Source organism: Nissabacter sp. SGAir0207 (assembly GCF_005491205.1).
In the GTDB taxonomy this organism is placed as follows: domain Bacteria; phylum Pseudomonadota; class Gammaproteobacteria; order Enterobacterales; family Enterobacteriaceae; genus Chimaeribacter.
This window is the reverse complement of the sequence record NZ_CP028039.1, coordinates 1-12504: the sequence shown is the minus strand read 5'-3', so window position 1 is coordinate 12504 and position 12504 is coordinate 1. Positions and strand designations below refer to the sequence as shown.

Genomic DNA, 12504 nt, shown 5'->3' with positions numbered 1-12504 from the left:
CATTTGGTTTTATTAAAACAACTTAATTGAGGTTTTAGGGTTCAAAAGGTTGTAAAAAAAACCGCCCTGAGAGGCGGTTTCTCTGTTTCAGTGCAGGGAGGTAGCGAGGGATTGTCTGCCGCGCAAAAGCGTATTAACGGATTATGTTCAGCAAGTCAGGGTTCATATCCAGCAACTGCAACAACATCATCGTAGAGCGTGATGCTTTCCTTTTGCCTGCCTCATATTGGCTAAATGCACTATTGCCACCACCGATAATTTTGCTGGCCTCTCTCTGCGTAAGGTGCAGCTTTATGCGCACATCAGCGATAAATTTCGCATCCGGGTAATCTGCGTCTACCAAGGCTTGGAAGGCTTTCGCCTTGGCAATGTAGTCATCAGCCAAATCCCCTGAGAGATTAATATCACCGCACATGGCGCAATATTTTGCATCGACATCGAGCAGGACTGTCTCCTTACCCTTGTAACGGTAGGGCACACTGCGTTTCCCGGCTACAAACTCATGATAACCACAACTTAGGCATGTCATTTTCTTTCTCCTTGGGCAAGGCGGCCAGTAGGCCTTCTACCAGCTTTCCCTACAACGTAAAACGCTCCCCAGCTAACTGGGGAGGGGCGCGCATCCATTCGACACTCAAGCACATGCAGGACTATTTCGCTGGTGCCGCGACTTCATCATCATACGGAAATTCACTGGGCACTAAAGGCGTCCAACGATGTTTCTCTGTCAGTAAATGCGCTTCCCAGCGATCACTCATGTGCTGGATGTTCAGGAAAAAGTCACAGCTCATATCGAACAGGGCAGCAATCAAGGCACCCTCGGCCACAGTAAGGCGACGGCTCCCATTCACAATTTGGCTAACCACTTTACGAGAGATGCCCATAGCGTCGGCAAGCTGCTGCTGAGTGATGTTACAGGGCTTCAAAAACTCCTCGACCAGAATTTCACCAACGCTTGGAGGATTTGCCATCATTTTATTCATAATCTCACCTATCACTGTAAAGAAAATGGGTGGGGCTTTCGCCCCGCCCATGCTTCTAATACTTATGGGGGTCTAAATATATCTCGTAGGCGCATCCATCACGCCACTGAAATATTAACCTCCAGTGGATATTAACTCTTATGCTAGACCATCCATCAAGGGTGCCAGACAGTCGCTCATAATTGTTACTCCGAGGGTTGAAAAGGTCTCTTTCTTTCGTAGCCGAGTCAATAACACTAAGCTTTCGTGAGAGAGCACTTTCAATTGAGGCCGGTATAGTCGGCACTCGCGCCCCTTCCTGCATAAACTGGCTCAGATTGCTATCCTTGCCACCCCGGAAACTACTAATCATCACTTCCCTTAGTGCTTGCCTTGAGTGAAATCATTGTATCCAAATCGGTTACATGATGCAACCAAAAAAGATACACACATACCTCTTATTGGTCTCATGGCATGCCTTTTTCGGGGTCATTGTGTGCGATTATGAACGCAAAAGGATTTTAATGCACATAAAAAAACCGCTCCGTGGGGCGGCTTTCTTTGGCGTCAGCGCAGATGATCAGTGAGTGCGGTTTAATGCGCCCCGAAGGGTATCGCATGTAGCGATCTTATTGCCGCTATCGTCAATGATGATCCATTTCTTCCGGGCAAAATAGACCGAGCAATCAGGCCGGGTGATCCGGGGTTCATGCGACACGGGCTTTTCAAAGCCCTTGGAGCGCCAGATACCAAACAGCTTGGTCAGCTCTAAATTGCGTAAAGATTTTTCTGCGTTCATGGAATAGCTCTCAAGACGTGTGTCAGCATCTGCCCCAATGAGGCATTTTATAGGATTATTCTTAGGCCAAGAGTAACCCAAGGCCATTGCAAACACCACTACAAACTATCCCGGACGGGATATCTGTGCATTATATGACCGGCGCGGGCATCGCGCCAGTACAGGATTACTTGGCCGTGGGTTTTGATGCCCGATCTGTGCTGCCGGGTCTGGTTACTACCCGTGCCCGACGCTTGCCGGGCTTGGCCGGACGCTTCTTAACGGCGCTTTTCTTCCACACCGGCGGCAACTGGGGAGCTGGTGGCGCGCCCGATACTCCACAATTTTCTGCCATGCGTGGTTCTTGTCTTCTTCCTCAATGGCCTCTACTGGCTTGCCATCTATGTCACGGCGAAAACGCATAGCGCATACCCTTGCCCGGTACACCAGCGACGCGCAACAGGCGCGAAGTGCGGCCTGTAGCCGTGCCTCGGATACGTCCAGCCCACGGCGCACAATCGACGTCAGCATGGCGTCTTTGATCCCTTTCTCCATCGGGAGGGGTGATCGCCAGAAAACAGCGCCGGGAACAGCTTTTTCACAAACATCCGTTGGCTATGGTTTTTCTTTCGGGTGATTTCAGTCCCTACCTGCGTGTGCGCCGCTTTGATTTCCTCCGACGTCGGGGCAGGAGAGCGGGTGGCAGACGGCTGGCGAGGCTTAAAACGCCCCTTTGGCTTGCGTGGGCTGGTTAACGTCCCGGTATGTGTCATGGTGATCCTTGCTGGTGGTAGTAGGGCGGTAGCCGGGCATCACACGGCGAATAGCATCAAGAGGGCTATACCCGCTTGCCAGTGCCTCGCGGTGTGCCCGTGCCGCATCTTTGGTGGTTTGCTCATGCCGCTGGTCTGACTCTCTCATGCGGGCGGCATTGTGGCTTGTCTGTGGCGTAGCCCTGCCGGTGGCGCGGCTGCCATTGAATGCCCACCTTGCCAGCCCCTTGAGCTTGCTGGTGGACTGCTGGCGCTTGGCACGGGCTGCTTCCTGCCGGGCTTTGTGATCCTGTGCTTGCGTCGTGGCGCGTTCTGCACGGGCATCATCCCAACTTTTGGCCTTTGGCCTGTCAAAATCTGCGGGCGGAGCCGCATAGTCTTTTGGATTCTCGTATTCAGTAAATCCAAGTATTTGGTGATCATCCTGATCGGGGGTGGCCGATAATTTTGATCGGGGGGTGTCCGAGGTAAGTGGCTTATTTTGAAGATTTTTTATGGCCTCATTAAAGGCCTTTTGGGCTAATGTCTTAACCTCTCTTGTACCCGTATCCCATGCCTTACAAAAGGCCTTGGCAGCTTGTAAAAATGGCTTGGTAAACTGGTACTCAGTAGGCATCTGGCCGAACCCGCCTGCCTTACGATCAAATACGGCAGTTTCAGTGATGATCGTGGCACTCACAGAGTCTTTGAAGCGACGGCGGATGGTTGCAGAGGTTACCCCGCACAATTCTGCCATTTTGGAGCGAGCCATAGTGATTTTGAAGGCACTGGTGCTGGCGGCGACGGAGCAGCATTGTGACAGGACAACGCGCGCGGGGCGGGGCAAGCAATCATTGGTCAGGGCTTCAATGGCGCGACGCAGGCCATAGCCGTTTAAATCACCTGTCTCCTTGAAAGAACAGGTTTTTTTTGGTATAGTTTTCATCAGGTTTAGATTTTTGAATTATTTGTAAGGCTACCGTTTCGGTGGCCTTTTTTTTATGCCACGTCAGGTTTTGCAATAGCGCGAATGACGGCCATAAAACCTTTCTCAATATCGGTCTTGCCGATAGCCAGCCAACGTTGCTCAATCACCACTTCCCCAGCGTTATGCGCCTCATGCAGGCGGTTAACATAGGCCTGTACGGCTGTTTCAAGCTCTTTGCCGCTATTCATTAAGGCGATCTCTTCAGCGGATAGCTCTCGATAGGTTTTAATCAAGCGGTGCTGGTTTTCCATGGAATAGCTCCTTGAGTGACTGAAAAAAAAGCGCATTGAAACCTAAGAGGATCTCAATGCGCCGAGGAGTTTAATCGCGGATCGTGTAAAGGATCAAGCGGCAATACTAAACCTTTAATCCACAATTATCATATGGGTATATTTAAGGCGTTGAATTTTACCCGAATCGTGGTACTTCATTGGTGAAAGATACGATCGAATTGTCGTCGTACCCTACAGCGCAACTCGTTTTTTTACTCTCAAAAATTGCATCATTATGCAAAGGTAGGGTGCGGATCTCTGGGCGAGAAAGCGATTCAAACAGCGCTACTGCGACGGCCAGATCATCCTCTGTTTGCATGTTGGCGAGTGCTGAACGATGGCGCTCAGTGACGAATACCGGCAGCCGGTCGAGGGCTTTGGCCAGCATGGACTTACGGCCTTCCATCATGTTGCCCTGCTGGGCATTCGCAGTGCGTAAGGATTCAAGCATGGCGCGGGTTTCCTCAAGCTCACGCTCCTTTGCCAACAGTTGGCCGGTAGCAATGAGGGTGGTGCTCTCCAGCTCCTCTACGCGCAGCACACTTTCGATCATGGCTTCGCGGTGGCTCAGCAAATCATAGTGCTCGATAATGCTGGTGGCTGCGTCACTGCTGAAGCCCTGATTTTGCAGAGATTCCAGCATCGCCGCTGTACGTGAATCTGCACTTTCATGCATTGCGGCTGGATGGTCTTTGCTGATGAAATTCGGCATGGTCACATAGTCGAAACCATAGAATGCCTTGGGGATCGAGATCGCCGGGGAATCGCGCCCGGTGGTCACCCATGACCAGCCGCCCGCGCGAGATTCAAGCATGGAGGCCACGATCTTGCCGGTGGGGGTCTCAAAAATCTCTTCGGTATGGGTTACTACGCCGTCATCGTCAACCGACAGCTCAACGGTGCGGTTGGAGGGCACGTTGTCCAATACCACGGCTTTGCCTTCCACCATCACCACCGCTGTCTCCGGCAGCTCCATATTGCCCGTCATTACCCGGCGGGTGTGACCGTAATAGCCGTACAGCTCACCCAGTCGCAGCCCCTCTTGGGTCTCCGGGCTGTTAATCATCGATTTCACCGCCTCCAGCATGTAGTTGCGGTTGTTTTGCTTGCCCTTGCGTACCTTCTCAAACAGCGAGAAGCGATCGGTATGGGTAGCGAGTACCTTCTGACTCATGGCTTTTCCTCTTGGTTACAGAATGTTTTCAATATGACGTCCTCCAGATCGCCACGGGGCATAGCTTTCATGATGGCCAGCAAATCCGGGTCGCTGATCGTCTGGTCTGGCGTGATGCCCAAGCTCTCCATCATGTTGTTGCCCTCTGTGCTGGGGGCGTTTTTGATCTCGGTCAGCAGTAGGGAGAGGCGCTCCTGCGGCACCTTTAAAATGTCTCCCATCACCAGCTGCTTGAACGTCTCGGAGCCGGCCAGTGATGGGTTATTGCAAATGGCATCAATGATGGTCACCAGCACACTGGCGTAGTTGGCGCGGCCATCGAGCGCGGCGTTTTCTTCCAGTTCGATGCTGGTGGCCATCGAGTTAAATTCGATCTCGAACGGGCGTTGTCCGGGCGGGTAAACCTTCCCGTATTTGAAGGCAAGGTGAATGTCACACATCCGGTAAATCATCTCAGCGGCACCGCCGCGCAACCAGCTGGCGATCATGCCGGCCTGAATGGACGTGCGCAGGAAACCGCCTTCCCCCAGCCCGCCAGACATCTGGTCAGCAAAGCCCAGCATGGTGTAATCCATTCCAACACTGGCGGTCAGCTGTTTGATGTGGAACATCACGTCTTCCAGAGCGGTGATGTCTACCGGGATTGTCTGCGTGTCGATTTGCAGCTGACCTTTGCCGTCCGCCCCCAGGATAGGCAGCAGGGTATTGATCACGGTCGGAGCGGTTTTGTGACCGCGCGCCCGCTTCTCAACCTGTTCGGCAGACCGCTTGAGCTGCTGGGAAAGGGTACGGCTGTATTCCGCGCCACGCGCCGGGTCAAGGGAGGACATTTGAACCCCGATCAGCCGATCGACCTTACTGGCATTGAAGCGGGTGCCCTTTACCGAGCGGATGGCCGCCCGTAGGTTGAGATACGGTTCATAGGCATACTCAAACAGGCTGGTCCCATAGTTTTGGGTCTCAACGGGAACGCGCTTTTCAGGATCAGATAACAGGCTGAATTGCTCGGTGCCGGTGTACATCGGCATTTGGTTTTTCTTCGGCCGCCAATAGGGGATGCGCATTGGCACCATTTCCCACGGCTTGGCAAATACCAGCGCACCATTGCCATCCTTCAGGTAGTCCCCGGTGAAGCCGGCCAGCTGGCCACCCACTTCATACTCACGGATGAAATAGGGCAGGGTGTAGAAATTGGACTCAAAGCCGGTAATACCTACCTTGGGCTTGGTGTGCGGCCGGATATAGCCCGTGCCAAACACAGCCATGATGGTTGCCCAGCCCGGTAATTCGTCGTTGATGGTGCGCCCAATGTCCGCCATCAGCTCCTCGCAGAGCGTTTGTGCAGACTCAAAATCCTTGTCTTCGCTATTGGTTACCGGCTTCAGCCGAAACGAAAGATTGGTGGTTTTGTCTATCGAAAACGCATAGGAGATATGGATGTTGAGCGCGGCCGAAAGGGTTGGGTAAGCGGCCATCTCCTCTAAAAACGGATAGCGCATTAGCCGATCTTCAGGTAGCACCGCCTCATCTAAGACTTGCCCGCCAGGATTAACCAGCGTGTCAGTGAAGTCTTTTCCCGCCGCATCGTTGCCAAACAGGGCAGAGCGTGAATAAACCACGCCATTACCGCCGCTGCTGGTGGGACCCAGTGCCAAAGGAACCCCCTTATTCGATGCGCTACCGGGCATTGCTGCTTCCAGTGCTTTGCGAATGGTGTCGTATGCAAATTTCGGCATCGGAGCCACAACCCTCTTAGATGTAAGAATTCCTAGAATGTGGCGGCAACGTAGCAAATGTTCACTTTGGAGATGGCGAATGCCTGACGATTTACGGAACAAAATCAGTGCCGCCATTCAGGGCTGTAACTCGATTTCAGAGATTGTGCGGATCATCCGATCGCTGGCCAGCCGCCGGCCGGTTGTGACCTTCGGGATCCGCAAGCAGGCGGGGGTGTCTATCGAGCGCGCTCGCAAGGAAGCTAACCAGAAAGCGATCGCGTTGCTGGAGAGCCTGCCAGACGGTGCGCAGCTGACAGACGAGCAGCGTCAGACCTTGGCGGGGTACACCGGCGAGGGCGGGATCGGCGGATCGACGCATGAGTATTACTCCCCGCAGCATGTAGCTGAGGGTACGTGGGAGATCATGAAGCTCTACGGAGCGGACTCGGGCAATACCTTGGAGCCGTCTTCGGGTGTCGGGGTCTTTAACGAGACCAAGCCGCGCGGCACCATTATGACTGCCACCGAGATCAGCGCCGTATCCGGCCGTATCAACCAGCTGCTGCACCCCGAGGATGACGTAAGGGTGACGCCATTCGAGGCATTGGCCGCCGGGTCGCCTGATAACAGCTTTGATGGGGGCGTGGGCAACGTGCCGTTTGGCGATGCGCGCGGCGATACGCTTAACCTGGATAAGGCCTATGCCAAAGAGCGCGACAGGGATTATTTTGGATATCGATAATTATTGTACGCCAGGACTATTTTTTTGACCTTTGGACTTTAGCTGGTCGCCGCTGACGAAATTTACCGAAAAGCCGGTATCCGGTTGCTTTCAATAATCGCTTGTCAGATTGATGTTTTCCCAGCCTAACGGCGACAAATGCGACAGCAGTTGAATGCCTCGTTGCAGTGCATCTATGGCAACAAATGATACGAGAAAGTTGGAGCAACCGCCGTGCCTGATACAAAGAGACTAGGTTGACTGACGGCGACAAAACGCCGGATGAGATATGTCCGCTTTGTGCCAGAAGCGGACGTTATTATTTTGGCCTCATCTGTGCAGCTAGTAGCGTTAGATTGTGTTAAAAAGTTGTTTCAAGAAAGCTGTGTCTGAAACCTGATGGAGCAGAAATGAGAACGCAAAAACGATGCATGGGTTATGTGGCGATCGTGGTCGACGACTATGACCGCGCAATTGAGTATTACACCGATAAGCTGGGCTTTACGCTGGTAGAAGACACCCCGCAGCCGGGTAAGCGCTGGGTCGTTGTGACGCCAAATCCGGAAAGCGACTGTAATCTTCTCCTGGCCCGTGCTTCAAACGAGCGGCAGGAAGGCTTTATCGGCAACCAGTGCGGTGGACGGGTTTTCCTGTTCTTACAGACTGACGACTTCTGGCGCGACTACAACGCCATGAAAGCGAAGGGTGTCCACTTCTGCCAGGAGCCGCGGGAGGAGGATTACGGGATGGTCGTGGTGTTTGAAGACATTTACGGTAACCGCTGGGATCTATACCAGAACAAGCAAAATTAAATCTTCTGGGTCAGGTTACTAATGTGTAATCGGCCCCATACCATGTCCGCTTCTCGCTCATAGCGGACGTTTCGCCCTGTCAGGCCACGTTATGGCAAAACAGCCCGTGCTGTCGCTAGCGTGGATCGCCGGGAACCAAAATAGACATGTTTCCCATACATGGGTCGTGCCGCCGCGGCTCATCCACGGCCTTGTTATGTATCTCGGGCTGCCCGGGATCCTCGCGCTACCTGGCATCCTTCTGATTTTGCCTGAATTGAGTCCCCCGTCGTATGGGAAAGAAGACGTGCTATGGCATCCTGACTGGAAAATATCGCTGATTATTAGGTAGTGATGAGTAAAGAAGCGGGAACACGGGAATTCTGGCTACACATTGTGCAGTCGAACAATAAACAAGATATTCGCCCAATGGGATTTGTGATCCGGCGCCCGGACGTGACGGGCGATCTGTTTTACCTGGGGGCAGGCTACTGGGGGCGGGACGTGTCCATGGCTTTGACCTTTGAACATCTGGCTGACGCTGAGGCGTTACAGATCACACTCCAGGCCGAACGGGAGGCTCACCCTGACCCGGCACAGGCCCTGAACCCGGTGATGGCGGGAATGGGCCTGATGCCCCGGTTGCAGGTGATGTTCTGGGGCATGGCCGACGGCGAACCCAGCATCATGACGGCGTTGTGGTAGCAGGTCAGGCAGACCTGGCCGCGGGTTATCCACAGAAACGGTGGATAAGTGGGCGGAGCCGGCAGAACAGGCGGCGGATTAAACACGACCGATCTCACCTCTCTCATAGCTGTCCGCGACAGGCAGGCAATTCTCTCAAATCGCCCAATTGCTAACGACAGCACGTGCCAGTTGTAGGGATCCCCCTACTTCGGTTCCCGATGGTCCGCACTAGCTACGGCGGTACGGGCCATGTAGGGGATAATCTCTGGCTATCCACGCTATCGACAGCACGGGCTGTTTTGCCATAACGTGGCTTGACGCGGCATAAGGTCGGCTTTGAGCGAGAAGCGGATGTTCTCATTTTTCATTACCGTCGGGCGGCATGACTAATATTAACATGTGATGATCGTCGGAAAGCAGGTCAGTACCAGATAACTGATTATTAGGCAGTTGACCAGCTTGCCATTATGTATCCACTTAGCTACGTAAAGTTATTAGTCAAATAAAGATTCTTGTTTTTTGTTCTCTTTCATTGTCACTAAATTATACATTTCATTCGAATTCAATTTTTGCGCGCCATTGCTTAGTAAATGCTCAAATCCTGAATAAAAAACAGCATCCTCACTATTTATAGATTTGTAATCGATGACATAGAGTTTTTTCAGATTATATAGCGCACTCATTGCTGCATGCATAGTTCCTCCATCTATTGCTGTTTGTAAAACGATAGTTTTATCTGAAATAGCGCTTTGCAATCTATCTCTTTCTACTAAGCTATATTTAGTTACACGTTCGCCAATCATAAGCTCAGACAGAAGAATACCACCTGTATCAACGATAGATTCGGCTAGCTTTGTACTAGTGGAAGGGTAAATTTTATCGATACCTTGTGGCAAAATAGCAGTGGTTTTTGTTTTTCTAGATACTGCAACCGAATGGACTATTTCATCGCATCCTTTGGCTAAGCCGCTTACGATATTAAAATCATTATCCGAAAGAAATTTTGCTATATACTCCCCGGCTTTCTTTGTCCGCTCAGTAGGTTTTCTAGAGCCAATAACAGTAGCATTTTGACTATAGCTTAAACAATCGACATTCCCTTTGTAGAAGATAACAGTAGGGGCAATATTACCCCCGCTTTTATTTTTTATAATTTTTAATGATGTAGGAAAATTGTCGTCATTATAACCAAGAGGAATGACACCACTACAATAACCTATATCAATTTTTCTTTCTATTTCATTGTATAACTTATTGCATTTTTCTCTGCTTTTCAGGAAATCTAAAGTTTCCAACCTAATGGTCTTCATTTTTGAAGTGCTTAGAAAGAAGTCAATTATATCGGCTACAGATACATAATCATTTCCCTTATCTTGCCCTAAAAGTTTTAACACTGATTGGTTTCCTACGTAAGGAACTGATTTTAGGAATAAAATATTTGATGCACTCAATCCCATAGTTTAATCCTCAATCAAAGAATAGGTTTTTCGGAGCATGCCCTTTTTGATTCTATGCTGATCATAAGTTTTACCAATAAAAATGGCTGCCACGACGTTTGCTCCGTATAGCTTTAATTTTGATTCCATGGCGTGGAGTGTTTTCCCTGTAGTGAAAACGTCATCAAAAATTATTATATTCTTATTTTCTACTATTTTTTCAGGGAAATAAATGTGAGATAATTCACTGCCCGCAGAGATTCCCTCAATATGTTTTGCTTTCCTATCCCAAAGATAGGATACATGCTGGAAAAAATTTATCATTCCACAAGATTTACAAATTTCTTCACTGAAGCGCGTATATCTTCTTCTATATTTTAGCTGTGTAGAGGAAGGAAGACATATAAATATTGTTTCTTTTAGTAAATCCTTACTAAAACTATTCAGCAAAATTGTCGCTATCTCTTTAGGGATATTCTTTGTTTTTTCATTTAACAAACCATCTTTAAAATCATAAACAATCTTTCTATTTTCTTTGTTTTTTTCAGAGATGTCAGTATATTTTAACGGATAATAGTCATGTAGAAAATAACATGACAAACCGTTAGATTCAAATGCATCGAAAAAAACAAACTTTTTATCAGACAGGTTTTGTATTTGGCTAAATAATTCTTCAAGACTTACTGCTTTGCTTTCTTTTTCTGCAAGGGATGTTTCTGAATTTTTTTTCGCATTAAATAATATGTAATTTATTGCAGCATTGCTTTCACTAAATGATGGGTTGTCTTCTTTTTTTGAAATGTTTTCGTATGATTCCAGCGATGTTTTTTTTACTGCATTTTTATTTGGTTCAACTTTCTTAAATTGAGTCCCACTATTGCTTTTCTTGATGTCATTAACTGAGCTACTCTTAAAAAGAGCTTCATAAATACATGAGACAACAACTATACCAATAATGAATAAAATGATCGTCATGATCTTTTCCTTTGCTGTGGTTTAAATTTATACAAAATTTATAATAAATTTTTTATTCGGAAGTTTTTAGCATATTTTGATTTTCTAGTCACTGATTTAATCTTCGTAAACCTCCTCACTGGTCTGTCCCCAGCTTATTAAATCCGCAAGGTGTTAGAACAGTCCGCTTCTGGCACAAAGCGGTCTGTACAGTTGTCCGTCAGGTCCGCTTTGAGCGAAAAGCGGACATCAAAGTGATGGCGACAGGCAAACTCTGCCAAAACAAACATAACATTCCGGTGACGCACTTGATGGAAAAGCATTTTTCGTTATGTTGGACTCTAGACCCCTCATTCAAGGATGGCACTATGCCGCTTCAGGAGCAGACGCAGAAACGTATTCAGGAAGCCAATGAAAATGAACGCAACCTCTGGCGTCATACCCGGTGGCTGATCAAAGGGCTGCAAGCCACCGTCTTTCTATACCTGTTCTATCCCATTGCAGTATGGGTATTCCAAGCTCTCAGAGTAATGCAGTAATCTGAGGCATGTGCTCCAGGCTCTTCGCATTTACCATAACAGTACTTGGGCGCACCCCCGCAGAGGCCTTCAGCGCGCTTCTGCCGCGTCCGGGCTGTTTTCCGGTACCTTTCCACGCCCGCATCGTGAAAAAACGCCCCTGATGATTTTGGCGCGGTTGCATGGCTATGCACAAAGGTGAATGGTGGTTTTCATACTATATGCAGTATTTTAGCCTTCTATGTCCCCCTTAAAGATTTCTGTTCTCTTGTATATTCTGTCCACCCATGATGGCCTTTTATCAGAATTGCGGCAGTCATATAGAAATATTTCTGCCTTCGGTTTATAGCTCAATAAATCCTGTGGTCGGTTATCAAAAAAGGAGTAATCAATCTTACTCTCCTTAACCGACACCTTCCCTCCGACATGAACTAAAGACCAGTTCTCATGCATCACATGACTTTCAATCAATCCAAAAGAAGTAAAACCCCAAGAATCAAAAAAAACTTTGAATCCATCAGAAGGACCATATGGCGCAATGATGGCAAATTCAACTTGCTCTCCCGTCCCTTCAAGGTAAGAAGCTCTCTCTATTTGGATTACGGATGTCCCCTTCACCTGGTAACCTTTGCAGGTAAGATGTAGGTCTCTTCCTGCTGACGGTTCTGTGTACGTAACATTTTCGTTCTTCTCAGCAGCAACTGCTGCAAATGACAAGGCCAGAGCTGATGCGCAAGCCAGAAAATACTTCAT

General features: G+C 49.2%; 14 protein-coding genes and 2 pseudogenes. 4 read left to right on the top strand and 12 right to left on the bottom strand.

Translation table 11 applies throughout. From position 1 onward, the window contains the following. Positions 1–133: 133 nt before the first annotated feature. From C1N62_RS21575 to C1N62_RS21535, 9 genes and pseudogenes are all read right to left on the bottom strand, one after another. A complete protein-coding gene (locus C1N62_RS21575) occupies positions 134–529 on the bottom strand; it encodes a type II TA system antitoxin MqsA family protein (protein ID WP_137765798.1) in 396 nt (131 codons plus the stop codon). 121 nt (positions 530–650) lie between these two features. Then, positions 651–983 carry a HigA family addiction module antitoxin gene (locus tag C1N62_RS21570; protein ID WP_137765797.1) on the bottom strand — a complete coding sequence of 111 codons (333 nt, stop codon included), beginning with the start codon at positions 981–983 and terminating at the stop codon, positions 651–653. 55 nt (positions 984–1038) lie between these two features. Further along, on the bottom strand, positions 1039–1335 hold the full coding sequence (locus tag C1N62_RS21565) for a type II toxin-antitoxin system RelE/ParE family toxin (RefSeq protein WP_137765796.1): 297 nt from the start codon (positions 1333–1335) through the stop codon (positions 1039–1041). A gap of 207 nt (positions 1336–1542) precedes the next feature. Beyond that, positions 1543–1761, bottom strand: a complete 219-nt coding sequence (locus C1N62_RS21560; RefSeq protein ID WP_137765795.1) for a hypothetical protein — start codon at positions 1759–1761, stop codon at positions 1543–1545. A gap of 216 nt (positions 1762–1977) precedes the next feature. Beyond that, positions 1978–2298, bottom strand: a pseudogene (locus C1N62_RS23655) (ProQ/FINO family protein); the annotation flags it as partial. 162 nt (positions 2299–2460) lie between these two features. After that, positions 2461–3438, bottom strand: coding sequence for a hypothetical protein (locus tag C1N62_RS21550; protein WP_137765793.1), 978 nt, complete (start codon positions 3436–3438; stop codon positions 2461–2463). A 53-nt stretch (positions 3439–3491) separates the two neighbouring features. Beyond that, positions 3492–3731 (bottom strand): hypothetical protein, encoded by a 240-nt coding sequence (locus C1N62_RS21545; protein ID WP_137765792.1) that lies wholly within the window; start codon positions 3729–3731, stop codon positions 3492–3494. A 157-nt stretch (positions 3732–3888) separates the two neighbouring features. Then, positions 3889–4926 carry a head processing protein gene (locus C1N62_RS21540; RefSeq protein ID WP_137765791.1) on the bottom strand — a complete coding sequence of 346 codons (1038 nt, stop codon included), beginning with the start codon at positions 4924–4926 and terminating at the stop codon, positions 3889–3891. After that, the gene (locus tag C1N62_RS21535; protein WP_206057805.1) at positions 4923–6662 is read right to left on the bottom strand and encodes a phage portal protein; all 1740 of its coding nucleotides are present in this window, start codon (positions 6660–6662) and stop codon (positions 4923–4925) included. Before C1N62_RS21535 ends, C1N62_RS21540 begins: the two co-directional genes overlap by 4 nt. A 79-nt stretch (positions 6663–6741) precedes the next feature. Between C1N62_RS21535 and C1N62_RS21530 the strand changes: the two are divergent. The 3 genes and pseudogenes from C1N62_RS21530 to C1N62_RS21520 all read left to right on the top strand — a co-directional run. Then, positions 6742–7383: pseudogene (locus tag C1N62_RS21530) on the top strand (SAM-dependent DNA methyltransferase); the annotation flags it as partial. A gap of 392 nt (positions 7384–7775) precedes the next feature. Beyond that, the gene (locus C1N62_RS21525) at positions 7776–8177 is read left to right on the top strand and encodes a VOC family protein (protein WP_137765790.1); all 402 of its coding nucleotides are present in this window, start codon (positions 7776–7778) and stop codon (positions 8175–8177) included. Between the two features lie 333 nt (positions 8178–8510). Then, positions 8511–8861: a hypothetical protein gene (locus C1N62_RS21520; protein ID WP_137765789.1), complete on the top strand. Its 351-nt coding sequence runs from the start codon at positions 8511–8513 to the stop codon at positions 8859–8861. Positions 8862–9337: 476 nt separating this feature from the next. Here the strand turns inward: C1N62_RS21520 and C1N62_RS21515 are convergent, their stop codons facing one another. Beyond that, the gene (locus C1N62_RS21515; RefSeq protein WP_137765788.1) at positions 9338–10300 is read right to left on the bottom strand and encodes a DNA-processing protein DprA; all 963 of its coding nucleotides are present in this window, start codon (positions 10298–10300) and stop codon (positions 9338–9340) included. A gap of 3 nt (positions 10301–10303) precedes the next feature. Further along, complete coding sequence (locus tag C1N62_RS21510) at positions 10304–11254, bottom strand: phosphoribosyltransferase (RefSeq protein ID WP_137765787.1); 951 nt, start codon at positions 11252–11254, stop codon at positions 10304–10306. 236 nt (positions 11255–11490) lie between these two features. On the opposite strand from C1N62_RS21510, the gene C1N62_RS21505 reads away from it, so the two are divergent. Beyond that, positions 11491–11772, top strand: coding sequence for a hypothetical protein (locus C1N62_RS21505; protein WP_137765786.1), 282 nt, complete (start codon positions 11491–11493; stop codon positions 11770–11772). A gap of 210 nt (positions 11773–11982) precedes the next feature. Here C1N62_RS21505 and C1N62_RS21500 read toward each other — a convergent pair whose 3' ends face one another. Continuing rightward, positions 11983–12504, bottom strand: coding sequence for a hypothetical protein (locus C1N62_RS21500; RefSeq protein WP_137765785.1), 522 nt, complete (start codon positions 12502–12504; stop codon positions 11983–11985).